The organism is Rhizohabitans arisaemae, assembly GCF_025996515.1.
GTDB lineage: Bacteria > Actinomycetota > Actinomycetes > Streptosporangiales > Streptosporangiaceae > Rhizohabitans > Rhizohabitans arisaemae.
Map to the genome: position 1 here is coordinate 1,016,908 of NZ_BLRH01000034.1, position 26,596 is coordinate 1,043,503.

The following is a 26,596-nucleotide window of genomic DNA, read 5'->3' on the forward strand; positions in this document are numbered from 1 at the left end:
ACCCGGATGAGCCGGGCCGGAACCGGGGTGCTCGCCGGTATGGAGCACGATGGGCCGCCGGAGGCCCGGATGAGCGCCACGTCCAGGTCGCGGCCGCCCGTCGGGGGATCCGGGTCGGTTCCACGACCATCACGGCGTAGGACTCCAGGCCCTTGGACCCGATCACGGTGAGTACCGTCCCAGGAGGGTCCAGGTCACCCGCCGCCCCGATCAGCGTGACCGTCTCCGTGGCGGGCGTCGGGCAACCGGAACCCCCATTTTTTCCCGCCAGGCCCGCCCGTACCGAATCGGGAGCTCCCCTGCGGCGATCCACCGCGCCCACGGCATCGTCTGCCCGACCGCCGGTTTGGGGTTTCTCACCTCCCGGGGCATTGCGTCAACGGCCGACGGACGGCATGCTCCCCCTCATCCGGGTAGCCCATGCGCGCACCAGAGCCAGTCAGTCGGCATATCGGGCGATACGGCACCCGAATCCGGGACGATCAGCATGGAGATATGACCATGGATAGGTCAGATCGCAGGCAATCTCCTGGTTCCCGTACCGTTGACCGCCAGGCCGCCGACCTTATGCTGAACATCGGCGCGTTCATCCTGGTCATTATGTGGTTCCTGCTGCAGGCGGCGGCCTACGGCCTGCTGCTGTGGTTGGCGGGAAACTGGATCTTCGGAATGCTCCAGTCGATCTGGGAGCTCATTCCGCCGCAGTTCCACCAGGCGACTTTGATCGCTCTGGGAACCGTCGCCGGGCTGCTGGTCCTCATCGTCGCCGTCTCGGCCGTTGTGAATCTCTCCTCCGCTTCCTCCCCGTCAGCCCTCACCCGGACGCCGGACGATCACCCCGGGTCGGACGGCCATACGGCCGGCGACTGGAACGCCGCCGACCTGGGCTGAGCGGTGAGAGGTGCCGGGGAGCGTCACCCGAGGCCACCGGGCCGGCCGCACCGAACAGGGCTCGCTCAGAAAGCTCCTCCTGAACCGTGCCGAAGGGGGCTCACTCGGACTTGAGGCAGATGCAGAACGGGTGGCCGGCCGGGTCGAGGAGCACCCGCCAGCGGTCGGCGCCCGGCTGAAACTCCGGCTTCTTCGCCCCCAGCGCCAGCAGCGCCGCCTCGGCCTTGTCGTAGTCGTCGACGTAGAAATCCAGGTGATAGCGCTTGGGCTCCGTCTCATTGGGCCAGTTCGGCGGGGTGTACCCCTTGACCCGGCCGAAGCCCAGCATCACCGACCCGTTGCTGAGCATCGCGTAGTCGTCCGACTCGTGGGCGACCTCCCAGCCGAGCACCTGCCGGTAAAAGGCCGCCAGGATGTGGGGGTCGTCGCAGTCCAGGTTGACCATGCCCATGCTCGCGATCGCCGTCATGACGTGTTCCTCTCTGTTGCTCTTCCTTTGTTCCGTTCGGATGTCCTCATCCTGTCGGACATACCTGACATCTTCTGGCAGGAATGTCCGAGCACAATGTGTGAACCTCCGGAGACGGTGACCGTCCGGATGGACCAGGGGCTCCGGACCAAGCCCGACCGGACTCTCGGCGTCCTCGCCTATGCCGTCTGGGCCGAGACGCGGCGCCGCGAGAGATTCGCCCACGCCGAGCAGGACCGAACACCTGCCCGGTACGGCCTGGGCGGCCCAAGCCTCGAACCGAACGCATAACCCGGAAGGCCACCTTCCGCGCACAGGCCCGGGCCCGTCTCCGGAAGGCGACGGTGAGCGACCCGGCACAGCCCGTACCCACCTGGCTTGTCCCGGTTTATCGTGATCTTTCCGGCATATAGGTAAGACGGCTGGAACACGTAGGAATGCGATGGCAAGGAGCACGCCGATGACCCTGGACTCGTTCGCCCGGTACCCCCTGCTGTTCGGGCCCTCCCCCGTGCACCCGCTGGAACGGCTCACCGCCCACCTCGACGGTGCCCGGATCTGGGCCAAGCGGGAGGACGTCAACTCGGGCCTCGCCTTCGGCGGCAACAAGACGCGCAAGCTGGAGTACCTGGTCGCCGACGCCCTCACCGAGGGCGCGGACACCCTGGTGTCCATCGGCGGGGTCCAGTCCAACCACACCCGCCAGGTCGCCGCGGCCGCCGCCAGGGCCGGGATGAAGGCCGTCCTGGTCCAGGAGAGCTGGGTGGACTGGCCCGACTCGATCTACGACCGGGTGGGCAACATCCAGCTCTCCCGGATACTCGGCGCCGACGTCCGCCTGGTCCGCGCCGGGTTCGGCATCGAGTTCAAGGAGAGCTGGGAGCAGGCGATCGCCGACGTCCAGGCCGCGGGGAACGTCCCGTACGCGATTCCGGCGGGCGCCTCCGACCACCGGCTCGGCGGGCTCGGGTTCGCCGGCTGGATCGTGGAGCTGGAGCGCCAGGAGCGTGAGCTCGGCGTCTTCTTCGACACGGTGATCGTCGCCTCGGGCACCGGGAGCACCCAGGCCGGGATGATCGCCGGAAACGCGCTGAGCGAGCGGCCCCGGCGCATCCTCGGCGTCGACATCACCGCCACCCCCGAGCAGACCCTCGCCCAGGTGGCCAGGATCGCCCGGGCCACCGCCGAGCTGATCGGCGTCGAGCGGGAGATCGCCGACGAGGAGATCGAGCTCGACCTCCGGTACCACGGCGGGATCTACGGGATCCCCGACGAGGCCACCCTGGACGCCATCCGCACCGTGGCCCGGCTGGAAGGGATGATCACCGACCCGGTCTACGAGGGGAAGTCCATGGCCGCGGTGATCGACCTGGTCTCCCGGGGCGAGATCGCGCCGGACTCCACCGTCCTCTACGCCCACCTCGGCGGGCAACCGGCGATCAACGGCTACAGCGCCGTCCTCGGCTGACCGCGCGAGCACCCGGCGAGCGGCTCCCGGGAACCCGTCTCACCTTCCCGTCGACCTGATCACAATCGCTCCCGCGCCCGGTCCGGTCCCCAGGCCGGAGTCGGGTACGGGCCGCACCGGGCCGCTCGGAAGGCGCGTCCGGCGCTCGTGCCGCCGCAGGCCGTACCGGCCCCATAGGACCCAGGCATACCGCCGCAAGCGGACGGTGCCGTCCGGCCAACCCGAGGGCGCCTAATATCGTGTGGCGCATGAGCACTCATTTTGATGTCGTGGTCCTGGGCGCCGGTCCGGGCGGGTACGTGGCCGCGATCCGGTCGGCCCAGCTCGGGCTGAAGACCGCGATCGTCGAGGAGAAATACTGGGGAGGCGTCTGCCTCAACGTCGGCTGCATCCCCTCCAAGGCCCTGCTGCGCGGGGCCGAGCTGGCGCACCTGTTCACCCATGAGGCCGCCGCGTTCGGGATCAACGTCGAGGGACAGATCACCCTCGACTACGGGCCCGCTTTCAAGCGGAGCCGCAAGGTCGCCGACGGACGCGTCAAGGGCGTGCACTACCTGATGAAGAAGAACGGGATCACCGAGTACCAGGGGCGCGGCCACTTCGTCGACGCGAACACCCTGCGGGTCGGGGACGAGACCGTCACCTTCGGCAACTGCATCATCGCCACGGGCGCGCACACCAAACTGCTCCCCGGGACCACGCTGAGCGACCGCGTGGTCACCTACGAGGAGCAGATCCTCAGCGACTCGCTGCCGGAGAGCATCGTGATCGCCGGGGCGGGGGCGATCGGGGTGGAGTTCGCCTACATCCTCAAGAACTACGGCGTGGACGTCACGATCGTGGAATTCCTCGACCGGATGGTGCCCACCGAGGACGAGGAGGTCTCCGCCGAGCTGCTGAAGCGGTACAAGAAGCTGGGCGTGAAGGTGCTGACCGGCACCCGGGTGGACTCGGTGGAGGACGACGGCAAGCGCGTGCGGGTCACCGTCACCGGACCGGGCGGCGCGCAGACCCTGGAGGCGGACAAGGTCCTGCAGGCGATCGGCTTCCAGCCCAACGTCGAGGGGTACGGGCTGGAGAACACCGGGGTCCGCCTGACCGACCGCGGCGCCGTCGACATCGACGGACGGGGCCGGACCAGCGTCCCGCACATCTACGCCATCGGCGACGTCACCGCCAAGATCATGCTGGCCCACGCCGCCGAGGCGATGGGCGTGGTCGCCGCGGAGACCATCGCGGGCGCCGAGACCATGGAGATCGACTACACCATGGTCCCCCGGGCGACCTACTGCCAGCCGCAGATCGCCAGCTTCGGCTACACCGAGGCGCAGGCCCGGGATCTGGGCTACGACGTCAAGGTGGCCAAGTTCCCGTTCAGCGCCAACGGCAAGGCGCACGGTCTCGGCGACACCGTCGGCTTCGTCAAGATCCTCAGTGACGCACAGTACGGAGAGCTGCTCGGCGCCCATCTGATCGGCCCAGAGGTGACCGAGCTCCTGCCCGAGCTCACCCTGGCCCAGCAGTGGGATCTGACGGCATCCGAGGTCGCGCGGAACATCCACGCCCACCCGACCCTGGGTGAGGCGGTGAAGGAGGCGATCCACGGCCTCGCCGGACACATGATCAACATGTGAAGTGAGACACCCGTTTATTCTTGAAGGATGAGCGAAGTCCTGTTCACCGTGCGCCGGTACGCCACCGCGCCGGACATCTGACCCGTACTTCGCCCCGCACCACCGGCGGCCATCCCACCACGGCTTGGGACGGCCGCCTTTCGACCCCATCACCACACGGAGACTCCCATGGAGCCCACAGCCCACCCCCGCATGACAGCCCTTCCCGGAGTGGGCGTCCGCTACGACCTGATCACCGGCGGCGGGCACCATGTCTCCGTCGTCGCCCATCAGGACGGGCGCCGTTTCCTCGCCTTCCACGACCCAGAAGACGACGACAACTGTAAGGACACCGTGCCACTCGCCCCCCATGAATCCGCCGCCCTTGCCCGCCTCCTCATCCCGGATCCGGTGGTGAACCTCCATCACGACATCGAGATCGACCTCGTCACAGAACAGATCCCGATATGCGCAGGCTCCCCCTACTCCGGCCGCACCCTGGGCGACACCCAGGCGCGCAGCCGTACCGGTGCCTCCATCGTGGCCGTGCTCCGCAGGACCGGAGCCGTGCCATCCCCCACCCCGGACTTCCGATTCGCCACCGGCGACACCCTCGTCGTCGTGGGCACCCGCGAGGGCGTGGACGCCGTCGCGGAATTGATCACTGGAGGATAGCTCCCTGTGCATGGGACCACCGCTCTGCTCATCGAACTCGGCGCCATCCTTCTCGCGCTCGGCCTGCTCGGCCGGATCGCCGCCCGGCTCGGGCTCTCCCCCATCCCCCTCTACCTCCTCGCCGGCCTGGCCTTCGGCCACGGGGGCATCCTCCCCCTCAACGCCAGCGAGGAGTTCGTCGCCACCGGCGCCGAGATCGGCGTCATCCTCCTGCTTCTCCTCCTCGGCCTCGAATACACCGCCGCCGAACTCGTCACCACCCTTAAGACCCAGTACCCGTCGGGCCTGGTCGACCTCGTCCTCAACGCCATCCCCGGCGCCGCCGTCGCCCTGATCCTCGGCTGGGGCCCGGTCGCCGCCGTCGTCCTCGCCGGCGTCACCTGGATCTCCTCCTCCGGAGTGATCGCCAAAGTCCTCGGCGACCTCGGGCGCCTGGGCAACCGGGAGACGCCCGTCATCCTCGGCATCCTCGTCATCGAGGACCTCGCCATGGCCGTCTACCTGCCGATTCTCACCGCCCTCCTCTCGGGCGTGAGCCTGGCGCGCGGCAGCCTCACGCTGGCGATCTCCCTCGCCGTCGTCGCCGTGGTGCTCTACTTCGCCCTCCGCCACGGGCGGCTGATCAGCCGCGCCGTCTCCTCCGACAACGCCGAGATGCTGCTGCTGGTCGTCCTCGGCCTCACCCTCCTGGTGGCCGGAGTCGCCCAGGACCTGCAGGTCTCCGCCGCCGTCGGCGCCTTCCTCGTCGGCATCGCCCTCTCCGGAGAGGTCGCCGAAGGCGCCCGCAACCTGCTCAGCCCCCTACGCGACCTGTTCGCCGCGGTCTTCTTCGTCTTCTTCGGGCTCAGCACCGATCCCGCCGACATCCCGCCGGTGATCGTCCCGGCGCTGCTGCTCGCGATCGTCTCCATCTTCACCAAGATCGCCACCGGCTGGTACGCCGCGCGCCGCGCAGGGATCAAGGCCGGCGGACGCTGGCGCACCGGCGGCACCCTCGTCGCCCGCGGCGAGTTCTCCATCGTGATCGCCGGCCTCGCCGTCGCCGTCGAACCGCGCATCGGGCCCCTGGCCACCGCATACGTGCTGATCCTGGTCGTCCTCGGCCCGCTCACCGCCCGCTGGACCGACCCCATAGCCAAACGGCTCACCCGGCGCGGCGCCACCGCGGCCCCCGTCGAACCGATACCGGCCCCGGCGCAGCCCTTCGAGGACGCCCTCCCGGCCGAGCCGATACAGCCCGCCGTGGTCAAGGCCGACGCGCCGACCCCGAACCATCCGTAGTCCGGCCTCCGCCGCCGACACCCGGTTCGATCCCACGGGCTGATCGCTTCATTCGTCGCCTCGCGCGATGTGGTCGTCGTGCGCACGTCACGTGCCCGCGCCTGTGCGCTCCGCACACCGACGTCGATCAACCCTGCGAGGGTGGCCTGGCATCACCAGGCCACCCTCTTGTCGTCGGGTGTTCTTGTTCAGTGACAGCCGGACGCGCCTTCGCCGACAAGCCCGGCAAGGAGCTGAGAAGCATCAGATTCCGCCTTACCAGTCTGTTCGATACCTCGTGAACGGTCTTCAGCGCCGCGACTCCAAGCCCCCCTGTCGGCCCCTGCGGTTGGCGTATGTCCCACAATCCGCATACATCCGAATCGTCACCTGCAAGAACGGGCGCTACGGCCTCCGCTCTCGCCCGATCAGGAACGCCCCTTCTCCTGCATCTCGACCCACCTGGCGTTTGGACGCCAAGGGCCGACAGCGACACCTACCGTGCCCGGCGTATCGCCGCCGAACACCACGTGCACATACCAGGAGTCGGGAACATCCTCTGGCTTACGAGGGTGGTCGACGTAGGCCCAATCACCGTTCCCGGGGTTCGGACCCGGTCGATCGATGGGATTGGTGTCGTAGAAGTCGACCGTGGCGCCCCGCCGCTGGATTATCTCCTTCAACTCACCGACTCTCAGATAGGCGTAGGTCCTCGGGTCGTGGGGGTTCGGGGGTTCGACCGGCTCACCCTCCAAGATCTCCCCTGAAGCGCTGACGTCGCCGATGAACGTGTACCGCTCATCGGGTTTGGGGGCGCGGCCGAAGTGCAGTTCCAGGGGGACCTTCAGGTCAAGGGGGACGCGGATCGTACTGACGCACCAGTGGTTGCCGCACTCAGGATTGTCATCGTTCAACCGCCCGACCCTACCGTTGCTGCGTTTGCCCTCTCTGCGCTCCTTCATCTCCTCCGGGGTGAGCTCGACGATCCGGTAGACGCCTTCCTCCACCTTTTCGTAGGTGAACCCCGCCATCTTGGCGGCCTCCTTAGCGCGTCCCTGAGGAAGAACACTGACCAGCTTTCCGACCAGACTCGGTGAGGCGGGACTCATCCGGATGGCCACGTCGAGCCCGTGCACCGCGAACTCCGTGCGGTAGCGCTGAGGGTCGACGGCCGGGTCCTTGATCGTGACGTCGATGTAGTCGCCTTCCCCGAAGACGGCCGGTGCCAGGCTCGCACCAACCTGGACGGGGCCATCCTGACCGGGGGCCAAAACCATGGGCACGGCGAAGGCCCCCCCGACCACCAGGGCGGTCAACGGCGCGGCCATCACCCATCGGCGCTTCGACCGTCGCCGCCGCTCGCTCGCCGACGACACGGGTCGGGAACCGCCGACGATCTCCTGGAGGGTCGCGGACAGCCCCGGTGTGTCCGCACGCACATGCCTGGCCGGGTCATGTGCTTCGAGAAGGTTCCTCAGCTCTGTGATGTCGTCGTTCATACGGCGGTCTCCTTGTACGAGGGTCGGCGGGTCGCGACCGTGGCCTCGGGTTGGTCCCCGAGCAGCCGCCGTAATCGCCGTCGTGCCCGATGCAGCCGCATCGCCGCCGTCGGCCTGGAGCACCCGGCGACTGCGGCGGCCTCACGCAGGTCGAGTCCCTCCCAGCTGACGAGCAGCACCAGCTCCCGATCGCGTTCGCCCAAGTCGTTGAGCGCCGCCACCGCCGCGATCCGCGCGGCCACCGCGCCGGCGTGATCGGCTTCGACACCGTTCCCCAGGTCGGGGCCGAGCCAGGTGGCGATTCCGTTCCGTCGTTCGTCCTTTCTGACGAGGTTCAGCACGAGGTTCTTCGCGGTGATGTACAGCCAGGGCAGGGGCCGGTCGGCGGGGACGCGGTCGAACTTCTCCCAGGCGATCCGGAACGTCTCCGCGGCGATGTCCGGGGCGTCCGCCGGGCCGACCCGCCGCCAGGCGTACCGCAGCACCGACTCGTAGTGCTCTTCGAACAGGCTGGTGAAACCGGCCTCATCGCGCACAACCACTCAAGCTCCGTCTCCTATCCGACAGTCGGCGCATCCGAGCGCCGTCTACCTTGTAGGTGTCGCGAGATCGCCGGATATCACCGGCGGCCGTACGAATGGAATCCTTGACCGCCCGAACGGGGTCGTGCCACGCCCTCTGGGGGTCAACGGGACAGGACGAGGAAGGAGACCGGCGTCGACGGCAGCTCGACCCGTTCGCGCACCGACCCGTCGGCCACGTCGACGAAGATCATGGTCGGACTCGGCTTGAGCAGGACGATCAACCCGCCGGGGTGGAGTTCACCCCGTTCTCCGCAGACGGTGTCGTTCCCGCGATGCTCCGTTCCCCCTCTCCTGGTCGCCGCGAGCACGGTGTGCGTTCCGGAGCCGAGGTCCACCGCCAGCAGCCCCGTGGCGTACAGGCAGCTTCCGAGGACGTAGAGCCGACCGCTCCCCCGATCCACCGCCATCTCCATCACGTGATTGCGGGCCAGGGGTGCGATGTCCAGGCGCCTGTGCACCCGCCCGTCCGGCGTCAGTTCCACGATCTCGGTCCCACCCGTGGTGGCGTAACGCAGCCCGTCAAAACGCAGCACCCCGCCGTGCAGCCCGACGCAGCCGTGATCCGGCGACTCCTCAGCGCACTGTGACAGCCGGTCGCTCTCCGGCAGCCGCTTGATCCCGTCGCCGCCGATCCGGTAGACCTCCAGCCCCGTGGTGTCATGGCCGTGGTAACTCACCCAGAGCCGTCGCTCGTCGTCGTCAAGGTCGGCGGAGAACGGCAGCCAGGTCCTCCCCTTGGCCACGCGCAGCCTCTCCCGGCGAAGCACCTCGCCGGTGACCGGGTCGGCCACGCTCATGATCGGAGCCCAGCCCTTCCCATCCCGCGCGACACCGAGCAGATGGAGACGGCCGGTCCGCTTCCCGCGGACCATCACCTGGTAGGTGTCGGACGCCGTCAACGGTATGCGTTTGCGGATCTCCAGCGAGCCGGGGTCGACCACCACCACGCTCTGCGGCCTCGCCGGTTGCGACGTGGGAAACGGCAGCTTCTTCTCGGTGAGCACCTGCACCGAACTCCCGTCCGGTACCGCTGTGATCGCATACGACGGAGACTGCTCACCGGCGACCTCGGCCAGCCGCCGACCGGCGACGACGCCTCGCCCCAGCTCCACCGCGACCAGCCGGTTGTCGTCCAGCAGCGTGTAGACGACCACCCCCGGACGGCGGGCCTCCGTCGCCGGCGACGACGCCGTGGCCGAAGGGCTCTCCGGCGTCCCGGCGGAGCAGGCCGCCGAGACGAGCAGCGACAAGGCGAGCGCCACCCGGCTCCCGGCACCGAACGTCTTCCCGCGCAACGAAGCACCTCTCTCCTCGGCCCCGCCTTCCCCGGCGTGACGACGTCGCGGCACCTGCGGTTCTCCTCGGAAACCACAGAGGCGGGAAGCAGCCTGAGCGCCTTCCCGGCGATGTCGGTCGGTTTGTTGGATACCGACAACGGTGGATCTGTTCAGTACGAACGCACGGCGCTCTCCGGGTGATCGGATGGTTTCCCTCCGGATTGCGACCGCCTGGCGACTGACCCGCGCCGCCGTCGTGTCACAGCCCGGGCGGCCTGCCTTACCGGCGGAAGGTGTCGCCTCGCCGGTTGGGGTACGGGCTGCGCCGGGCCGATCACCGGCATTCCTCGAAGCGGGTTGTGGCTGATTGCCCGGGGTCGGGCGATCGGTGCCGACCGTGATGTGCGGGAGAAATGACGAGAGGGCACCTTTACCGTACAGATCACAATATTTCGGCTTGCCTACCGCACATGATCTGTGTTCATATACACACATGGAAAGTGCGGAACGGCTTCAAGCGATCGTTCGGGTGTTGCAGACGACGGACAGTGTCGGGGTGACCGAACTCGCCGCGGAGCACGGCTGCTCGGAGATGACGATCCGGCGCGACCTCGACCAGCTCGCTCAGCAAGGAATCCTGCGCCGCGTCCGGGGCGGCGCCGTCAGCCTGCTGCTCCGCGGCGAGAACCCCCCTTTCGGCGTCCGGGAACTGGAGGCCCACGAAAGCAAGAAACGCATCGCCGCCTCGGTCGCGGACCTCGTCAGCGACGGGGAGGCCGTCCTGCTGGACAGCGGCACGACCACCCTGGAGATCGCCAAACGCCTCGTGGACCGGCGGCTCACCGTGGTCCCGACGTCCCTGCAGAGCGCACAGGAGCTCAGCACCGCCCCCCGGATCAAACTGGTCATCCCCGGCGGGGAACTCCGGCAGGGCGAGCTCAACCTGGCCGGGCCGCTCACCGAAGCCGCCATCCGGGCGCTCCGCTTCGACACCGCGATCATCGGCTGCTGCGCCCTGTCCGCGGAGCACGGCATGACGTCCTTCGACCTCGACGACGCGGCGGTCAAGCAGGCGGCCATCGCCTCGGCCCGCCGGGTGATCGCGGTCACCGACTCCTCGAAATTCTCCCGTACGGCGTTCGCCTTCGTCTGCGGGCTCGACCGCTTCGACTTGCTGGTGACCGACGAGGGAATCCCCGCCGAGCAACGCACAGCCTTCGAGGCCGCCGGTGTCGCGGTACGGATCGCATGACCACCTCGTCAACGGTCGTCACCCCCGACGTGCGTGCGGTACGGCGTGCGCGGATCGCGGTGTACGGGTACTTCATCCTCGCCGGGGCCCTGATCGGGGTCTGGACCGCGCGCATCCCCACGATCAAACAGGATCTCGGCCTCAGCGAAGGCCAGCTCGGCATCGCGCTCCTCGGCATGGCGGCCGGCGCCCTCACCGCCACCTTCGCCGTGGGCCGGCTCATCGACCGGTTCGGCAGCGCCCGGATCGTGGTCCCGGCCGGAGTCATCGGCTCGCTCCTGCTCGCGGCGCCCGGCTACGCGGGGAACGTCGGCGGCCTGTTCGCCGCGCTCTTCATCCTCTGCGTCATGCACAGCTCACTCGACGTGTCCATGAACGCCCACGCCGTCGAGGTGGAGCGCGCCCACGGACGTCCCCTCATGTCCTCCTTCCACGCGGGCTTCAGCCTCGGCGGGTTCCTCGGCGCGGTCGCCGGAGCCCTCTTCGCCTCCCTGGGCGCCTCCGTCCCGGTGACGTTCTGGACGGCGGGCATCCTCTCCGCCGTGATATGCCTGCTCATCGGCCGGTTGCTGCTCCCCCGCACCGCCTCCCCGCACCAGGAGCCCAAAGCCAGGCCGGGAGGACGGCGCCTCAACGTCGGGGTGGTCCTGCTCGGCGGGCTCGCGCTCGCCGCGATGGTCAGCGAGGGCTCGGCCGCCGACTGGAGCGGGATCTACCTCTACGAGGACCTGAACGCCTCCGCAGGCCTGGCCGCCATGGGGTTCGCGGTGTTCTCCATCGCCATGACCGCCGGGCGGCTCGCCGGGGACCGGCTCGCCGAACTGCTCGGACCGGTACGGCTGGTGCGCGGCAGCGGCCTGCTCGCCGCCGCCGGACTCACCTTCGCCCTCCTGGTCGGGGAACCCATCCCGGCGTTGATCGGCTTCGTCCTGTTCGGCTTCGGACTCGCCTGCATCGTGCCCCAGGTCTTCTCCGCGGCCGGGAACCGCGACCCGGCCCGCGCCGGGCAGGCCATCGCCCAGGTCGCCGGGATCGGCTACGCGGGCTTCCTCGGCGGACCCATCCTGATCGGCCTGGTCGCCGAGGTCACCGGCCTCCCCCTCGCCCTCGGCATCCCCGTCCTGCTCTCCCTCTTCGTCGTCGCGGCGGCCCCCGCCGTCCGGGGCGACCGGGCGGGCGGCCAAGCCCGGTCTGGGGGTGAGCCGGCCTGACCCCATAGTTCGCAGACCGTCCGCGAGTTCTCCGCGGATCCGCCGCCCGCGATCGGCGGGGAAGGCCTCCCCGCTCACCGCGGTGGCCCGGCCTCAAGCCCAGCCCGATCCGTGCCCGGGATCGGATCGACCGGCCGCAGGCCGTACCACCACCGTGGCATCCGCCGAGGATCGGCGGGCAACGGATCGAAACGGGCGCGCGAGAACGGCAACCCCACGGCCGGGCGAAAGGGTGTCCTCGGCGCGCCCGATCCATCGGCCCGGCACGCGGCACCGAGCCGACCGGCTTCCGGCTGACAGCACCCGCTGAAGCCGGTCCGCGGACCGGCGATTCGATCCGGCATGCCTTCACCTGGCCGGACAGCACCTGACATCCGGTGTCACAGCGTTCGGCCACGTCCGGACACCCGTTCAACGGCTCCGCTCGACGCCGCTTCGCCGAGAAGGTCCGCGGATCCACACCCGACGGCCGCCGGAACGCCCCGGCGTGAGTTCCTGCCGCCATGCCGCCGACGGCAAGCACCCCGGCCGGGGCGGACCACACCGACGTACGAGCGACCGATTCGGGCTGTCCAGACCCCACCGCAACCCGGAAGAGATGACCGACATTGAAGACCGACTCCACGAAAAGACGGAGCCCCGCGCGAAGCACGGCCACCTCGCCCAGGCGACACCGAGATCGCCTGAACGTGAACACCGCTGAATCCCCGGCCGTGACGGCCATGTCCGTACTCCACCATGAACGGGAGACACCAATGTCCAGCGTCAAGGATCGACTCCGTGAGGCGACGGGCGCGAAGGACGGCGACGAGAAGCCGCCGCAGAGACACCGTGAGCTCCGGATCATCCTGACCGGAACGGTCGGCGTCGCCCTGGCCGCCGTCGGGACGGCGTGCGGGGTCGTACAGCCGGCGTCCTCCGCCGCGGAACCACGGCAGCAGGTCATCATGTCGCTCCTCGGTGCCGCGCCACCGCTGGACAGAGGGGTCCGGATCTTCCTCTGCACCGCGGCCGACGGCCGTCACGCCTGCGCGGCGACGGCGGCCACCGAGTCGGAGAAGGAGTCCGTCCGGCAGCTGCTCACCGCCCGCCCCGACGTGAAGACCGTCACCTTCGAGTCCCGGGGGCAGGCCTACGAGCGCCTCCGCCAGGCGTCCGCCGACAATCCCGGCCAACCGCCCGCGGAGGAGAACCTACCCGAGTCGTTTCACGTCCGGCTTGCGGATGGTGCCGACACTTCGGCTTTGGCCAGGGCGGTAAGCGGGCTGCCCGGGGTCTTGCTCAGCGTCGACCAGTCCTGCCTGATCGAGGCGGCGGGCTCCTCCACGTCGGGAAGAAGGGCACTCACCGAGGCGAGCGCACTCTGCTCCTTCCCCGGCAAGGGCCGCTGACCGGCCGGGCTCGGTGGTGACGGGGCAGTCCCGTCACCACCGGGGTCGACGACCCTAGCAGGGGTACGCGTCTCTGGGGTTCACCGAAAGGGCACCGCCGACATAGAAATCGGCTCTGCTGTAGGAGCCAATCCACTTGCAGTCGGGGTCCGGCGCAGCCGGTACATCCACGCTGGCCCGGCCGGCGAAGTTGCATGCGTTGTATACCTGCGCATACTTGAGGGGGTGGCCGGCGGGGCCTTCCGTCCATATGCGCGTAATGGTGAAACATCCGCGAGCCGACGCGGGACTCGCCGGGATCAGCAGCAGTGCCGCGACGGTGACCGCCGCTCCTGCCGCAGCCACCATCTTCCTGGCGGTGTTCATCCCTCGTGAAATGCGCTGGTCATGCATGTGTTCTCCTCAGGTCCCGATGTACAGCGCGGTTCCCGCACTGTCATGCGATCGCTCTTGCCTGTTTTGTCGTGATGGCTCATGACCACTGCGGTGGGTGGTGGTCCGGGCCGTCGGCCGGTCAGGAGGGGACAGCGCCCCTTCCGCGGTTCCAGCCGGTCACCCACAAGCTGCCTTTGGCCGAGCCGGTCGATACATTCCCCGTCCCGCTACCCCGGCGGGTCCTCATGCCGACTGGAGCGGTTCAGCAGGGCGAGGTGCTGTTCTGAGCAAGGATGTGCGCCTCTGCCCCGTCCCCGACCTTGACCCAAAGTGCCGATTTTCCCCTTCGGTCGTAGGTACGCCACAAACCGGCCCCGGGGAGGAACCTCACCCTGTAACACCACCCGGCGTCCACTCGGAAAGCGTCCCAATCCTGGCCACCCGGAGTGCGCCCCCCTGAGCCGATGTAGTAGGTGTTCTGTGGCTGGCCTTTGTCGTTGTTGCACGTCGGTTCGCGGTCAGTCGAGGCGCCCGTAATGTCGCGTGCCCTACACCAGTTGAAGTAGGCCAGTGCCCCCAGCGGGCTGTCGTTGAACGTCGCCGAGCAGCCCGCCCACGAACAGCTGCCTGCGAACGCAGCGTCCGTCGGAAGCACCACCAGCGCTGTGGAACCGAGCAGCATCGCAGCGAACGTGCGACCGCGACGCAAAGCGTTGTGGTTTCGCATACTCCGTTCTCCCTTGATTTCTGGTCCACATAGGGACGTCTCCACATAGAGACGTCGCACCGACCGAATACATCCCCTTTCTGGATGAGAGTCGCATTCGGCGCATTTCCCGTTTTCGCCGTTGATTTCGGCGCTTTGAGAGTGCTGAACCACATGGCGCCGGCACAAGTGATTTGCGTCCCGGCTGGCGCCTGGGATGAGAAACTTGGCCGGACCTGTACTGATTCCCCGGCCTGGGACGCGAGGATGCACAACAGGGATGAGAAGGTGTCGGAGCTGGCCGCGCTCTTGCACTCACTGAAGGAACGGAGCAGCCGCAGCTACGCGGAACTCGCCGGCCGCTGTGGCGCCAGCACCTCCACATTGCATCGGTACTGCCGGGGTCAGGTCCTGCCGGACAGCTACGGAATGGTGGAGCGGATAGCGCTGGCCTGCGGGGCCAGCAAGGCGGAGCTGGCGGAGTTGTACCGGCTGTGGGCCCAAGCCGATGCGGGCCGCCTCGATGCGGGCCGCGCCCCCGTCACCGACGATCCCCAGCTCCCGGCGGTGGCTCCCGCACCCGCCGCTTCGCACCCCCGGGACCCGGTGTCCGCATCCGCCGTGCACGGCCGGCGGCCCGCCCGCTCCGGCCGCAGGACGATACGCTTCATCGCCCTCGCCTGCGTCCTGGCCGCCGCGATGGTCATCGGTGCGAGTGCTTCCTCTCCGGACCGGCGGACCTCCGGGCGTCCGACGCCGCAATTGATCCCCGGCCCGGCCTGGTCGCAGCCGCCCGCCCCGGTACCCGCGGAGTTCTACGGCGTCACGATCAACAGCGACAGCGGCGCCATGCCGACCTTCCGGGTCGGCGGGATCCGGTTGTGGGACAGCGAAACCCTCTGGTCCCTGCTCCAACCCGCGCGCAACCGGTTCGACTGGACCACCCTGGACCGCCTCGTCGGCTCCGCCCGCCGCGCGAACCTCCCCGTGCTCTACACCTTCGGCGGCACGCCGCAATGGGCTGCGCCGGGCGCGCCACTCGGCCCCTACCCCGGCGGGTCACGCACGGCGCCACCCGATGATCTGAAGGACTGGATCCGCTTCGTCAAGGCCGTCGCGACCCGATACGCGGGCCGGATCGACGCATACGAACTGTGGGCGTTCGCGCCCTCACCGCACTTCTACACGGGCGACGCCGCGACGCTGGCCCGCATGACCCAGCAAGCCGCCGCGGTCATCCGCCGCGCCGATCCGGCCGCGACCCTGGTGTGCCCCTCGATCGGGAACCTGTGGGAGCAGGCCTCCCAGCGGTTCCTGCGCGACTTCGCCGCCGCCGGCGGGTACCAGGCGTGCGACGTCGCAGGTGTGAAACTCGCCCCGCAGCACGACGGCGACACCCCCGAGAGCCTCGTCCGTCTCGCGGCCGTCATCGACCGCACGTTCCATGAGGCCGGGGTGCATCCGCGGCTGTGGAGCACCGGGACCGTCTACCGAATCGCCCAAGACCGCAAACTGGACCAGGCGCGCGCCATCGCGTACGCGGTGCGCTTCTACCTGATCGGGATGTACGTGCGATACGACCGCATGTACTTCTACAACTGGGGCGGCACCAAGATCCCGCTGGTGCTTCAGGCCGTGGGCGGACCGCCGACCGCCGCGGCCCACGCGGTGGACACGCTCCAGCGCTGGCTGGCAGGCGCCCGCATCACCTCCTGTGGCAACGGCCGGCCCGACGGGCTGCCGTCACAGGTCTGGCAATGCCAATTCGTCCTGGCCGGTGCGGACGGCCGGGAACCTGTCCGGGCCATCGTCCGGTGGACCGAATCGGGCACGGTCTCGATGCCGGCCGATCGGGGCGCCGACACCGTCCGATTCCTGGACGGACGCTCGATGCCCGCCCCGCATACGGTGCAGATCACCGAACAGCCGATACTGATCACCATCCACCCGGGCCGCTGACACCCCGGCGCCTACTCCGTCCGCGATGAGGTGCTCGGACAGGTGCGCGAGGATCGTCGACCTGCCCGCGCCGGACGGCCCGTCGATTGAGCTGAACAGCCCTCGTCGACGGTCGGAAAAGGGCCGGAGCCGGGTCATCGGGCTCTTCCTTTCCCAGCAGGCCGAGCAGCGTCAGCCCTGGGTCGTTGCGGAAGATCGAAGACGTTCCGTACGGCTCATCCGCATACTGGGCATCAACGGGACACGCGCCCTCTGGACAGGGCGAGAGCCGACTACGCCGGGCATCCGGCGGGAGAGAGGGCCGACCAATGACCCGGTGGAGCGACTATACGACCGGCGAGCGGATCAAAATTCTGCGCGCGGAGATGACCCAGGAACAGCTCGCCGAGGCGGCCGAACTGTCGATCGCGACAATCCGCAAGGTCGAGCGAGACCTGGGGGTTGGACTTCCGTCCCTCTTGAGGATCTCGGCCGTGCTGCACACGGACGTGTCGGTGGTGCTCGGCCAGCAGGAGCCCCGTCGAGCGATGCGCCGCGACGACCGGGCGATGCTGCGAGAGCTCTCGCGGGCTGTCCACGACACCGCGGCCGGGGTCGTCGGCGACCTTGAGCCCGTATCCGTCGGCGAGGTGCAGGCCGGGCTCGTGGCGGCGTGGGACCGGTACCGCGCCGGACAGTACGCCACGGCGGGCGCGTTGGTGGCCATCGCCGTACGGCAGGCCGCGGCCGTCGCCCATACGATGCCTGCAGGAAAGGAAGGGGCAGCCGCGTCGACGATGGCCGACGCGTTCCGGCTGGCGGCTTACGTCGCCAACCAATTCGGCGCCCGCGACCTGGCCTACGCCGGAATCGGACATGCCGCCGCGCAGGCCGATCTCGCGGGCGATGTGGTGCGGTCGGCCATGGTCACTTCGGGTCGGTCGTGGATCTACCTGCGGGACGCCCGGCTCGATCAGGCGTCGGTCACGGCCGAACGCTCCTATCTGATGATCGAGCCCCGCTACAGCGACAACGATCCCCAGCTGCTGGCCACCTACGGGTGGCACGTGACGTTCGCTGCGGTCGTGGCGGCCCGCGACGGGGACGTGGCGCGAGCCGACGACCTGCTCTCCCAAGGGCACGCTGTCGCGGCGAGAATCGGCCGGGACGTGTCGGTCAACGGGACGGCGTTCGGCCCGGCGACCGTCCATGCCCAAGCCGTCGGCCTCCAGGTGTCGACCGGACGGCCCGGCAAGGCCCTGGAGACCTACGCCGCGATGGGCGATATCTCCGCCCTCACCCCCGCAGCCCGCAACCGGCTCCACCTCGACGTCGCCCTCGCCCTCGCCGAGACCCGCCAATGGGACGCCTCCCTCGACACCTTGCTGGAGGTATGCACCGCCAATCCCGACTGGGCCCGCCACCAGGCGCTCCCCGACGTCATCGCCCGCCGCGCCCAACACGCCAACCCCACCGCTTCCCGCTACCGCAAACTCGCCGCGATCCTCGGTACCTCGCGCTCCGGCCACTGACCGTGCTCTCCGGTTGATACGTCCGTATCACGGTGGACGCGGGCAACCTGTCTCCGGTGCTACGCGCCCTTTCCGCAAAGTGATCTTGAAAACCCTCTTCACATGCCCGCAGGCACTCCGCCGCCTCGTGATCAATTGGCAATCAATCGTCCTAGCGGCGTCTGCGGACCGAGTCGGCTTCCCGGACCCGTTGATAGACGATCCAGGCGAGGAATTCGGTGAAGAAGGTGGCCGGAATGGCCGTCCGGGTCCAGCCGAGTACACCCATGGCTAGGCCTCCGAGGCGAGTGTGGAGGGCAGAGCGCCCGGCAGGTCGAGGTGACGTGCTTGGACGTTCTCCCGGAGATGAGCGGTGTTGGAAGTTCCGGGGATCGGGATGATGACGGGAGATCGGTGGAGAAGCCACGACAGCGCGAGCTGTCCTCCGGTGGCCTTCGTGCCATCGCAGGGTGCGATCGGATCGGGATCGGTGAGACGGCCCTTGCCGAGCGGGTGGTAGGGGATGAAGCCGATGCCGTGGTCGGTGCAGTAGCCGAGGACGTCTTCGCCGGCGTGGTCTTCGCGGTTGAAGGCGTTCTGGATGGTGGTGATCTCGGCGAGTCCGCGTGCGGCCTCGATGGTTTCGATGCTGACTTTGGACAGCCCCAGATGACGGATCTTCCCCTCACGTTGGAGGTCAGCGAGTGTCCCGAGCTGGTCGTCCAGCGGCACAAGGGGGTCGACTCGGTGAAGCTGGTAGAGGTCGATCGTGTCGAGCCGGAGGCGTCGCAGGCTCATTTCGGTGCACTGCCGTAGGTATTCGGGGCGTCCGCAGGGTGCCCACCTGTCCGGCCCCTGCCGGGTCAGGCCGCCTTTTGTGGCGATGACGAGCCCGGCGGGGTAGGGGTGGAGCGCCTCGGCGATCAGACGCTCGCTGACGTGGGGTCCGTACGCGTCGGCGGTGTCGAGGAAGTTCACGCCGAGTTCGACAGCGATGCGCAGTACTAGAAGCGCTTCGTCCTTGTCGGCGGGTTCTCCCCAGGTTCCCGGCCCGGTGAGGGACATGGTTCCCAGGCCAAGGCGGTTGACGGGGAGGTCTCCCCCGATGAGGAACGTGTCACCTGGTCCGGTCATGTGAGGTCTCCTGGTCGGGAACGGCGAAGAATGCCTGGAGCCGGTCACGGATGATCTGAGCGAGCTGATCGGGGGCCTTGTTCGCGCAGTCGACCCTCAGGACGTCGTATCCCGCTTGGATGAGGCGGTCGCACGCCTGCCGGTAGAAGTGGGATTCGGCTTGGGAGGAGCCGGGTGCGAGCTGGAAGCGGTTGTGTGCTCCGCGGGACTCCAGGCGGGCGGCGATCGTCTGCGGGTCGGCTTCAAGGACGACGGCCAGGTCAGGGTGGTCAGCGTGGACGTTCAGGCTCCATAGGAAGGCGGGGTCGACCCCGTCGAAGCGCTGCATGACCAGGCCGGATGGTACGTACCGGTCGCAGAGGACGATCTCGCCGGTCTCCAGCCGAGGCTGGATCTCGCGTTCGAGGTGGTGGTAGCGGTCTGCGCTATACAGGCAGGCGAGGGCCGGTCCGCTGACGGTCTCGGTGAGGTCGCGGGCGAGCGCTCCGATGGGTCCGGTGGACGGCTCGGCAGTCGTATGGACCTGCTCTCCGTCTGCGATGAGGAGCTGGGAAAGGTGCGCGAGGATCGTCGACTTGCCCGCGCCGGACGGCCCGTCGATCGAGATGAACAGCCCTCGTCGACGGTCAGAAAAGGGCCGGAGCCGGGTCATCGGGCTCTTCCCTTCCCAGCAGGCCGAAAAGCGTCAGCCCTGGATCGTTGTGGGAGGTGGCCAGGCGAACGAGGAGCCGGGCGCAGACGATCGCGTCGTAGGCGGCTCGGTGTGGGTGCAGGTCGGGGGCGATGTCCTCGGCCAGGCCGAAGGCGTCGACGAGGTTTCCGAGCTTGTAGGAGACCTGACCGGGCGCCAGGCGGCGGGCGGCCTTCAACGTGTCGACTACCTCGATCGGGCTGAAGCCCGGCAGCGAGCGGGTCACCACGTCGAGATCGACGTGCGCATTGTGGGCGACGAAGACCGCGTCGTCGAGCTCTTTGCGGATCTCGTCGGCGACGTCGGCCACGGCTGGCGCTGCCGCCACCTCCTCGTCTCCGATCCGGTGGAAGCGCCGCGCCATCGAGGTGATCGGTCGCGGCGGCTGCACCAGCCACGAGCGGGGCTCGCCGACGATCCCGTTCTCGATCGGGACGATGGCGATCTCAACGAGGTCCGGCGGGCGCTGGCCGTTGCCTTCGACGTCTACGACCGCGTAGCGGTGACTGGTCCAGGGCTTCTCTGTGGTCATGCGGGCTGTTCCCATCCGATCTCGGCGCGTCCATGGCGGTTGAGCAGGTGTGGATGAGCGGCGTCGTGGATCTGGAAGGCGAACCGGTGCTGGAGGAAGTACCGTGGTTGCTCGTCCGGGAGTCCTTCGACCTGCGCGGCCCGCTCTGTGACGTCGAGCACCTTCAACCCTGCCGCCTCGGGCAGGTCCACGATGGCTTCTTGAAGCTGACGTGCCGTGGGAATGTTGTGCGCTCCCGCGCAGAGCTGGAGCTGTCGGACCGGACAGATGTCGCAGAGCTCGCGAATGCCGTAGTGGCCGTTGTAGTCCGGGAGACCGTGAGCGTAGGCCACGGCGCACGAGGTCTTGCGAAACAGCACGGCCGACCTGTCCGCATGAGCGAACGCCTCAAGGACCCGCTGCTCCAGCGTCTCGGGCACGATCTTGCGGCGGGCGGTGCCCTCGTAGGGCTCGGGCAGGTTGTTCGCCTTGTAGTAGTCGGCAATCTCTCCCCGGTAGAACAGCCCGGTGAAGACGGCGGCGTCAGCGTACTTGGACAACTCGGCCGCTGCGGCGAGGTGCTCCGGGCTGTCGTTGAGGCCGGGCACGAGTGGGCGCCAGTAGAAGACCGTCCGGTAGCGGCGCGGACGCAGGTCGCTCGCGAGCTTCATGGACACCGCCGCGACGATGGAGTTGAAGGGCTCGATGCGTTTGTCGGTGATGCCGGAATAGGTGAACAGCAGGGTGACCTTCAGGTTCGCCAGCGTGTTCAGCCTCTCGCGGTCCTCGGGTTTCAGCATGAACCGGGTGATGATCAGGATGTGATTGGTCAGGCCGCGCCCGTCGAGGTCACCCAGGCACGCGAACAGGTGGTCCTTCACCCCGGGCAGTAGCGGATCGGTCGCCCGGTTGAAGATCTGCAAGGGAGTCGTGTGCGGCCGGAAGTAGCGGTGTCCCACCAGCAGCTCGACGGCCTCCGCGTCCGACATCAGCGCGGTCGGCTTGCGGGAGTCCCACAGGCCGTATGTGTGCCGGATGCAATACGCGCAGTCCAGCGGACAGCCCTGGACATGGTTGAGGGACAGCCCGGACTTGCGGTACTCCACGACCTCCTGTGCGCGGGGTGGCAACGCGGCCACGGCGGAGGGTTCGAGGAGGGGGACAATTACCTTGCTCACGGAGCGCCTCCGAAGCATTGCGGGAAGGATGTCGCCGCGAGCGTGACATCAGGCACGCCATCGAGGCGAGGAAATTTCTCGATATTTCTCGAAACTTCCTGCCAGTGCAGACCCTAGAAGATCGCCAGTCTATGCGGCGTGAAATCTTCGAGTTCAGGAATCCCTTGCGAGGCCTTCCATAGCCTGCGTCAGGAGGGTGCGAGCGTCGGATCCGTAGGAGGCAATCGACGCCATGGCACCGAAGACCTTGGTGTGAAGCCCGATCTCCTGCGGCTGTGTCAACGTCAGTTCCGCTGAGAAGAGCTCGACGATGACCTTCTCACCGTCGAACATCCAAAAACCATGCCCCGGCGCGATCACGTAAGAGGTTTCGAATCCGATGACGCCCAAGCGCACGTTGGGCAGGGTCGAGGCCGCAACCAGCCTGTCGAGCTGGGGCAGCATCACTTCCGGCGCACACAGCCGGTAGCGCAAGACTGCTTCGGTGATCACAAAGTGGAAGCGCTTCCGCGGATCGTAGAGTATCTCCTGCCGGAGCATTCGAGCCCGGACGGCTCCGTCGATGTCGTTGGGGCCGCCGAAGACTGAGATGGCCTGAGCCAGCCGGTGACGTGCGTAGCCCGACGTCTGGAGCAGTCCAGGCACGAAGACGGGCTCGAAGACTCGCAGCAGGCCGGTCTGGCGCTCCATGTCGGCCCATGTCCGCTGGTGGTGGTGCACTCCCCCACGAAGCAGCCGTTGCCATTCGGCATGGGCGGTTTCAAGGTTCCGGAGCATGGCCAGCACCGCGATCGAGTCGGTCTCAGCCCCGGACGTCGCAGCAACCCACGCGACAATGTCAGCCTCAGATGGAGTCTGCCTACCGGTCTCCAGCTTCGACACCTTGGAGGCAGGCCAAGAGAGCCGCTCGGCCAGCTCGCGTCCGCTGAGCCCCACCCTCCTGCGAAGCCCGCGCAGCTCACCGCCGAGCGCCTCCCTCGCCTGTTGGACGCTGGTGACATCCGTCTCTCTAGCCAGCTGGCATCTCCCTCTTCAGCCCGGCCAGGAATTCTTCACGTGAGACCGACCGGTGCCAAGCGTCATCCCTCGCGGCCGCGAACCCCATGACCACCACTGGATCAGTGATGATTTCAGCCCCGAGCAGCCTGTCCCCATCATCGAAATGCAGAAGCGCGACACGCTTCGAATCGAACAGCCAGTAGTCCGACTCAGGGAGCCCGTCCGAGTTCGCCCGATCGAGATAGCGGATCTCCTCCCCCGCCTCGTTCGCGAACTGGGCGCACCACAACCCGAACCGCGAGTAGTCCGAGAGCGGAACTGTAACTACCCGAACTCGGTTGACGATGCGGCCGTGAGAGGCGTGCTGGGACATCAGGTCGATCCACGGGCGATTCCAGTTGAGGTCGTCAAGCTCTCCCTTGAGGAACTTCGCCAGAGGCTCATGTTCACCCGGTGAGTCGTAACGCTCCCGAGGCTCCAGCCGAAACGCCGTGTGCTCGAACGACCTGAAGAGATCTCCGAAGTCGTCCCCTGTGATCAGCGTCAAGACGTCCCCTCATCGCCTTCGCGGGCCGCCCGGTATCGTGGGTCCTCCATCATCGGCTCCTTCAAGAACCGGAGCAACTCGGCTGGGACCTCGATATCGATCTCCCCTGCCGGTACCGCCCCGAGATCCTGAAGGGCTTGCTCGTCGGTGATCGCGTAGCCCCTGACGACCACGGTCCCACGATCAGTCTCATACAAGGTCGGCGACCCGCCGTTCTGCGAATCCGTACCAAGGAACCTGACCCTCATCCCGGCCTCCTCGAACTTTCGCGAACTTTCTCCACCAGAAACTCACGCCCGGTCCCAGTACGTCAAGTGGATGTCCGGATCTGCGGCCGTTCCCGGCCAGAAGAACCATGCCGCTGAGGTGCAACATCCGCTGCTCGGCAACTTACAAACCACGGGAGGGAGGACTGGACGGATGCGTGCGGAGCTAGTAACCCGGGCCGAGAGACCTGGCCTCGCTGATCGGACTCAGCGAGGACGGCTCGACGGTGGTGATGCACCGGCTCATCCAGCGGATGCTACGCGACCGCGCCGCTCACGACGGTGATCTGCCCGCCGCGATCGACGGAGCGCTCACGCTGCTGGAGGCATGGAACAACTGGGTCCCGGACGGCGCTCAACCCCCGACCGCCCGCGCCGCCGGAGCCGCGATCGTGTACGACCCGGCCATGGCGGTCGACCACCACGACCGGCTCACGGGCCTCGACCTGCTGCGCAAGAGCATCCTCTCCGGCCAAGGACTCGCCCGGCGTGCGACCCGGTACTGGCACCGGCTGTGGTGGTGCTGCCGCTGGCGTCCCGCCCGAGTGCTGGTCCGGACCCTGCGGCAGACCGCCCCCTTCACCGATTGCCCCCTCGCTCCCGGGCTGAAAGCACTGGCCGTCACCCGCGCCATAGTGCTCCTGGCCGTTTACGCCGCCTACCGGCTACGGCAGGTACTCCCACTCCGCACCCGGCGCGGCCGGCTCGATGCTCCAGAACCTGGAGGCCGCCGCAGCCGCCGTGGCGAACTGCGCCTGACCCCGCTCATCGCACCCCAGCAGATCGGCCGCGTCGGCCGATGAAACCAGCAGCCGCCCGTAGACCCGACCCGTGCACGGGTCGGGCTGCCGGGGACAGGCTTCCTTCAGCACCGCAGCGAACCGTACCTGCACATAGGTGCTGCCGCCGTCCTCAGTCACGATCTGGTAGCCGACCGGCTCGGCCATCAACAGTGTGATCTGGCTCTCCTCAAAGCACTCCCGGGCCAGCGTCTCCTCCAGCCCGGAATCCTCCGGCTCCGGCGTACCACCGGGAAGGTTGTACCGGCCAAGGTCGTCCTGGACCACGACCCGCCCCGACAGCGGCTCGAACACTCGTGATCCGGCCCCAGTGATCACCCTCCGGCACTCGCATCTGCTAGCGAGATCCGACCGTCCCGGCTCAACCTCCCTTTGCGGGAGACCTCGGGGTGTCCTCGACCCCCGCCACGGCTTGGCGAATCAGAACAATTCTCTGTACACGTCCGATGGACTGTGGACGAACATCCGATGCGTCCACTGACCGAGCAGGAAAGAGGCGGCCATGGCCCGTGGGTGTCCCCCTGAGCGCGTCAGATCCAGCCCTCCTCCCAGGCGCGGTGCGCGGCGGCATGTCGCGAGCCGGCGCCCAGCTTGGTCATGGCCGCGGAAAGGTAGTTGCGCACCGTTCCCGGGGCGAGGTGGACCTGCGCGGCGATCTCACTGATCGAGGCGCCGGTACGGGATGCGCGCAGCACCTCCAGCTCCCGCTCGGTGAGCGGGCAGTCGCCCTCGGTCAGTGCGGACGCGGCGATGTCCGGGTCGACGTAGCGCCTCCCGGCGGCGACATCGCGGATGATCTCGGCCAGCCGGGCCGCAGGCGTGGTCTTGGGCACGAACCCGCGCACTCCGGCGGCGAGGGCGCGGCGCAGCACACCCGGCCGCGCATGCCGGGTGACCAGGACGACCCGGGTGGGCAACTCGGCGCGGATCTGCTCGGCCGCCCGCAGCCCGTCGGCCGGTGGCATCTCCAGGTCGAGCACGGCGATGTCCGGCCGGTGCTCGAGCGCCAGCCGCACCGCCTCGGTGGAGGTGGACGCCTCCGCGACGACGACGAGGTCCTCCTCCAGCTCCAGCAGCGCCGTCAGCGCGCCTCTGACGAGGTCCTCGTCGTCGGCGAGCAGCAGCCGAATCATCCCGCGTCCACGGCTGCGTCAACCGGCAGCGACGCGGCCACCTTGAACCGTTCGCCGTCATGCTCCCAGGTCAGCGCGCCTCCGGCGGCCGCCATGCGCTCGGCCAGGGTACGCAGCCCGGTGCCTGTCCCCCGGCGAGGCGGGTCGGCCGCGCCGTCGTTGCTCACCCACAGGCGAGCCGAGCCGGCCGTGACCCGGTAGCCGACCTGGGCGTGCCGCGCCTGGCTGTGGCGCAGCATGTTGGTGGTCGCCTCCCGCATCACCAGCCCCAGCAGATGCCGGCCGGTCTCCGGCAGCACGCGGGTGACCGAGTCCGGATCCCGCTCCATCCGGGTGTCGATGTCGGCCGCGGCCAGCACCTTCACGGCGTTGGCGAGCTCCTCGTCCAGGCTCGTACGGCGGTAGCCCTGCACCACGGCACGGGTGTCCTGAAGCGCGTCGGCGGCCAACCGCCGTACCTGTTCCATCTCCGCGGCGGCCCGCGCCGGATCGGCCGTAACGAGCCGCGCCGCCAGCTCGCTCTTGAGCGCGATCACCTGCAAATGGTGGCCCTGGATGTCGTGCAGGTCGGCGGCGAACCGCAGCCGCTCGTCCTTGACCGCCAGCTCCGCGGCCAGCCGGCGTGCCCGGTTCAGCCGCTCGGCGATGTCCCAGGCCCACAACATCCCCAGCGTCATCCAGGCGACGAAAGCGACCATCCCGGCCGGGAACGCCGCCGCGAACAGCCACGGGTCACCGGAGGCCAGGCTGACGATCCCGCCGATGGCCGCCGCGCCGATCACCGCGGCGGCGATCAGCGTCCGCCGGCGCCGCGGTGGCAGGAACGTCGCGATGATCGACACCATCGTCGCGGGCGCGAGCGACCACAGCCCGTACTCACGCAGAGTCAGCGGGATCACGCCGAGCACAGCCGCGGCCATGCTCCCGGCAACAATCCACGCGACGGGCAGATGGCGGGCATCGTCAGGCACGCGCGGCAACCGCAGGCTGAGCAGCACCACGCCGGCCACGACCAGGACAGCCAAAGCGCCGACGCCGAGAACCCTGGCCCAGACTGCCACATCCGGGTCCACCACCCAGTCTCTGACGAACAGGACCAGGAAGAGCATGATGGTCCCGGCCAGGCTCCACCACGTGTAGCGACGGAAGCCGCCCAGCTCTGCCCCGCGCTCGATCGGCACGCCACGCACGCGTTCATTGTCGCAGCAGGCGCCGAC

The 26,596-nt window shown here is 68.5% G+C and carries 26 protein-coding genes; 12 read left to right on the forward strand and 14 right to left on the reverse strand.

Annotated features, from left to right (window positions below):
• Positions 1–501: 501 nt before the first annotated feature.
• A complete protein-coding gene (locus tag RUR_RS20285) occupies positions 502–891 on the forward strand; it encodes a hypothetical protein (protein ID WP_283136670.1) in 390 nt (129 codons plus the stop codon).
• 100 nt (positions 892–991) lie between these two features.
• Here the strand turns inward: RUR_RS20285 and RUR_RS20290 are convergent, their stop codons facing one another.
• Positions 992–1,360, reverse strand: coding sequence for a VOC family protein (locus RUR_RS20290; RefSeq protein WP_283136671.1), 369 nt, complete (start codon positions 1,358–1,360; stop codon positions 992–994).
• 96 nt (positions 1,361–1,456) lie between these two features.
• On the opposite strand from RUR_RS20290, the gene RUR_RS20295 reads away from it, so the two are divergent.
• From RUR_RS20295 to RUR_RS20315, 5 genes are all read left to right on the forward strand, one after another.
• The gene (locus RUR_RS20295) at positions 1,457–1,651 is read left to right on the forward strand and encodes a hypothetical protein (protein ID WP_283136672.1); all 195 of its coding nucleotides are present in this window, start codon (positions 1,457–1,459) and stop codon (positions 1,649–1,651) included.
• 169 nt (positions 1,652–1,820) lie between these two features.
• Positions 1,821–2,828: a 1-aminocyclopropane-1-carboxylate deaminase gene (locus RUR_RS20300; protein ID WP_283136673.1), complete on the forward strand. Its 1,008-nt coding sequence runs from the start codon at positions 1,821–1,823 to the stop codon at positions 2,826–2,828.
• A 248-nt stretch (positions 2,829–3,076) separates the two neighbouring features.
• The gene (lpdA, locus tag RUR_RS20305) at positions 3,077–4,462 is read left to right on the forward strand and encodes a dihydrolipoyl dehydrogenase (protein WP_283136674.1); all 1,386 of its coding nucleotides are present in this window, start codon (positions 3,077–3,079) and stop codon (positions 4,460–4,462) included.
• Between the two features lie 168 nt (positions 4,463–4,630).
• A complete protein-coding gene (locus RUR_RS20310) occupies positions 4,631–5,116 on the forward strand; it encodes a cation:proton antiporter regulatory subunit (RefSeq protein ID WP_283136675.1) in 486 nt (161 codons plus the stop codon).
• Positions 5,117–5,122: 6 nt separating this feature from the next.
• The gene (locus RUR_RS20315; protein WP_283136676.1) at positions 5,123–6,397 is read left to right on the forward strand and encodes a cation:proton antiporter; all 1,275 of its coding nucleotides are present in this window, start codon (positions 5,123–5,125) and stop codon (positions 6,395–6,397) included.
• A 407-nt stretch (positions 6,398–6,804) separates the two neighbouring features.
• Here RUR_RS20315 and RUR_RS20320 read toward each other — a convergent pair whose 3' ends face one another.
• From RUR_RS20320 to RUR_RS20330, 3 genes are all read right to left on the reverse strand, one after another.
• The gene (locus RUR_RS20320; protein ID WP_283136677.1) at positions 6,805–7,875 is read right to left on the reverse strand and encodes a hypothetical protein; all 1,071 of its coding nucleotides are present in this window, start codon (positions 7,873–7,875) and stop codon (positions 6,805–6,807) included.
• A complete protein-coding gene (locus tag RUR_RS20325; RefSeq protein ID WP_283136678.1) occupies positions 7,872–8,417 on the reverse strand; it encodes an RNA polymerase sigma factor in 546 nt (181 codons plus the stop codon). The genes RUR_RS20320 and RUR_RS20325 overlap by 4 nt, the downstream gene beginning before the upstream one ends.
• A gap of 143 nt (positions 8,418–8,560) precedes the next feature.
• Entirely contained in the window at positions 8,561–9,808 is a 1,248-nt protein-coding gene (locus RUR_RS20330; protein ID WP_283136679.1) for a YncE family protein, read from the reverse strand.
• Between the two features lie 421 nt (positions 9,809–10,229).
• On the opposite strand from RUR_RS20330, the gene RUR_RS20335 reads away from it, so the two are divergent.
• From RUR_RS20335 to RUR_RS20345, 3 genes are all read left to right on the forward strand, one after another.
• Positions 10,230–10,988 carry a DeoR/GlpR family DNA-binding transcription regulator gene (locus RUR_RS20335; protein ID WP_283136680.1) on the forward strand — a complete coding sequence of 253 codons (759 nt, stop codon included), beginning with the start codon at positions 10,230–10,232 and terminating at the stop codon, positions 10,986–10,988.
• Positions 10,985–12,199 (forward strand): MFS transporter, encoded by a 1,215-nt coding sequence (locus RUR_RS20340; protein WP_283136681.1) that lies wholly within the window; start codon positions 10,985–10,987, stop codon positions 12,197–12,199. The genes RUR_RS20335 and RUR_RS20340 overlap by 4 nt, the downstream gene beginning before the upstream one ends.
• 755 nt (positions 12,200–12,954) lie before the next feature.
• A complete protein-coding gene (locus RUR_RS20345; RefSeq protein ID WP_283136682.1) occupies positions 12,955–13,590 on the forward strand; it encodes a permease-like cell division protein FtsX in 636 nt (211 codons plus the stop codon).
• A gap of 54 nt (positions 13,591–13,644) precedes the next feature.
• Here the strand turns inward: RUR_RS20345 and RUR_RS20350 are convergent, their stop codons facing one another.
• On the reverse strand, positions 13,645–13,983 hold the full coding sequence (locus tag RUR_RS20350) for a hypothetical protein (RefSeq protein WP_283136683.1): 339 nt from the start codon (positions 13,981–13,983) through the stop codon (positions 13,645–13,647).
• A 955-nt stretch (positions 13,984–14,938) separates the two neighbouring features.
• On the opposite strand from RUR_RS20350, the gene RUR_RS20355 reads away from it, so the two are divergent.
• Both RUR_RS20355 and RUR_RS20360 read left to right on the forward strand, forming a co-directional pair.
• Positions 14,939–16,630, forward strand: a complete 1,692-nt coding sequence (locus RUR_RS20355) for a helix-turn-helix domain-containing protein (RefSeq protein ID WP_283136684.1) — start codon at positions 14,939–14,941, stop codon at positions 16,628–16,630.
• A gap of 308 nt (positions 16,631–16,938) precedes the next feature.
• A complete protein-coding gene (locus RUR_RS20360) occupies positions 16,939–18,141 on the forward strand; it encodes a helix-turn-helix transcriptional regulator (RefSeq protein ID WP_283136685.1) in 1,203 nt (400 codons plus the stop codon).
• Positions 18,142–18,411: 270 nt separating this feature from the next.
• Here the strand turns inward: RUR_RS20360 and RUR_RS20365 are convergent, their stop codons facing one another.
• The 7 genes from RUR_RS20365 to RUR_RS20395 form a co-directional block, all read right to left on the reverse strand.
• Positions 18,412–19,254: an aldo/keto reductase gene (locus RUR_RS20365; RefSeq protein ID WP_283136686.1), complete on the reverse strand. Its 843-nt coding sequence runs from the start codon at positions 19,252–19,254 to the stop codon at positions 18,412–18,414.
• Complete coding sequence (tmk, locus tag RUR_RS20370; RefSeq protein ID WP_283136687.1) at positions 19,238–19,906, reverse strand: dTMP kinase; 669 nt, start codon at positions 19,904–19,906, stop codon at positions 19,238–19,240. Before tmk ends, RUR_RS20365 begins: the two co-directional genes overlap by 17 nt.
• The gene (locus tag RUR_RS20375; protein ID WP_283136688.1) at positions 19,881–20,477 is read right to left on the reverse strand and encodes a 3'-5' exonuclease; all 597 of its coding nucleotides are present in this window, start codon (positions 20,475–20,477) and stop codon (positions 19,881–19,883) included. The genes tmk and RUR_RS20375 overlap by 26 nt, the downstream gene beginning before the upstream one ends.
• Positions 20,474–21,634, reverse strand: coding sequence for a radical SAM protein (locus RUR_RS20380; RefSeq protein WP_283136689.1), 1,161 nt, complete (start codon positions 21,632–21,634; stop codon positions 20,474–20,476). The genes RUR_RS20375 and RUR_RS20380 overlap by 4 nt, the downstream gene beginning before the upstream one ends.
• 153 nt (positions 21,635–21,787) lie before the next feature.
• The gene (locus RUR_RS20385) at positions 21,788–22,651 is read right to left on the reverse strand and encodes a helix-turn-helix domain-containing protein (protein WP_283137058.1); all 864 of its coding nucleotides are present in this window, start codon (positions 22,649–22,651) and stop codon (positions 21,788–21,790) included.
• Positions 22,644–23,180, reverse strand: a complete 537-nt coding sequence (locus RUR_RS20390; RefSeq protein WP_283136690.1) for a DUF6879 family protein — start codon at positions 23,178–23,180, stop codon at positions 22,644–22,646. The genes RUR_RS20385 and RUR_RS20390 overlap by 8 nt, the downstream gene beginning before the upstream one ends.
• Positions 23,177–23,428, reverse strand: a complete 252-nt coding sequence (locus tag RUR_RS20395) for a hypothetical protein (RefSeq protein WP_283136691.1) — start codon at positions 23,426–23,428, stop codon at positions 23,177–23,179. The genes RUR_RS20390 and RUR_RS20395 overlap by 4 nt, the downstream gene beginning before the upstream one ends.
• Positions 23,429–23,673: 245 nt before the next feature.
• Between RUR_RS20395 and RUR_RS20400 the strand changes: the two genes are divergently transcribed.
• Positions 23,674–24,249: a hypothetical protein gene (locus RUR_RS20400; RefSeq protein WP_283136692.1), complete on the forward strand. Its 576-nt coding sequence runs from the start codon at positions 23,674–23,676 to the stop codon at positions 24,247–24,249.
• Positions 24,250–24,776: 527 nt separating this feature from the next.
• Here RUR_RS20400 and RUR_RS20405 read toward each other — a convergent pair.
• Positions 24,777–25,379, reverse strand: coding sequence for a response regulator transcription factor (locus RUR_RS20405; RefSeq protein WP_283136693.1), 603 nt, complete (start codon positions 25,377–25,379; stop codon positions 24,777–24,779).
• Positions 25,376–26,569 (reverse strand): sensor histidine kinase, encoded by a 1,194-nt coding sequence (locus RUR_RS20410; RefSeq protein WP_283136694.1) that lies wholly within the window; start codon positions 26,567–26,569, stop codon positions 25,376–25,378. The genes RUR_RS20405 and RUR_RS20410 overlap by 4 nt, the downstream gene beginning before the upstream one ends.
• Positions 26,570–26,596: the final 27 nt, after the last annotated feature.

Excerpts from the sequence above, each read along its gene's own strand:
- RUR_RS20285 (WP_283136670.1), top strand. The coding sequence starts at position 502 with ATGGATAGGTCAGATCGCAGGCAATCTCCTGGTTCCCGTACCGTTGAC.
- RUR_RS20290 (WP_283136671.1), bottom strand. The coding sequence starts at position 1,360 with ATGACGGCGATCGCGAGCATGGGCATGGTCAACCTGGACTGCGACGAC.
- RUR_RS20295 (WP_283136672.1), top strand. The coding sequence starts at position 1,457 with ATGTGTGAACCTCCGGAGACGGTGACCGTCCGGATGGACCAGGGGCTC.
- RUR_RS20300 (WP_283136673.1), top strand. The coding sequence starts at position 1,821 with ATGACCCTGGACTCGTTCGCCCGGTACCCCCTGCTGTTCGGGCCCTCC.
- lpdA (WP_283136674.1), top strand. The coding sequence starts at position 3,077 with ATGAGCACTCATTTTGATGTCGTGGTCCTGGGCGCCGGTCCGGGCGGG.
- RUR_RS20310 (WP_283136675.1), top strand. The coding sequence starts at position 4,631 with ATGGAGCCCACAGCCCACCCCCGCATGACAGCCCTTCCCGGAGTGGGC.
- RUR_RS20320 (WP_283136677.1), bottom strand. The coding sequence starts at position 7,875 with ATGAACGACGACATCACAGAGCTGAGGAACCTTCTCGAAGCACATGAC.
- RUR_RS20335 (WP_283136680.1), top strand. The coding sequence starts at position 10,230 with ATGGAAAGTGCGGAACGGCTTCAAGCGATCGTTCGGGTGTTGCAGACG.
- RUR_RS20340 (WP_283136681.1), top strand. The coding sequence starts at position 10,985 with ATGACCACCTCGTCAACGGTCGTCACCCCCGACGTGCGTGCGGTACGG.
- RUR_RS20345 (WP_283136682.1), top strand. The coding sequence starts at position 12,955 with ATGTCCAGCGTCAAGGATCGACTCCGTGAGGCGACGGGCGCGAAGGAC.
- RUR_RS20350 (WP_283136683.1), bottom strand. The coding sequence starts at position 13,983 with ATGCATGACCAGCGCATTTCACGAGGGATGAACACCGCCAGGAAGATG.
- RUR_RS20355 (WP_283136684.1), top strand. The coding sequence starts at position 14,939 with ATGCACAACAGGGATGAGAAGGTGTCGGAGCTGGCCGCGCTCTTGCAC.
- RUR_RS20360 (WP_283136685.1), top strand. The coding sequence starts at position 16,939 with ATGACCCGGTGGAGCGACTATACGACCGGCGAGCGGATCAAAATTCTG.
- RUR_RS20365 (WP_283136686.1), bottom strand. The coding sequence starts at position 19,254 with ATGACCGGACCAGGTGACACGTTCCTCATCGGGGGAGACCTCCCCGTC.
- tmk (WP_283136687.1), bottom strand. The coding sequence starts at position 19,906 with ATGACCCGGCTCCGGCCCTTTTCTGACCGTCGACGAGGGCTGTTCATC.
- RUR_RS20375 (WP_283136688.1), bottom strand. The coding sequence starts at position 20,477 with ATGACCACAGAGAAGCCCTGGACCAGTCACCGCTACGCGGTCGTAGAC.
- RUR_RS20395 (WP_283136691.1), bottom strand. The coding sequence starts at position 23,428 with ATGAGGGTCAGGTTCCTTGGTACGGATTCGCAGAACGGCGGGTCGCCG.
- RUR_RS20405 (WP_283136693.1), bottom strand. The coding sequence starts at position 25,379 with ATGATTCGGCTGCTGCTCGCCGACGACGAGGACCTCGTCAGAGGCGCG.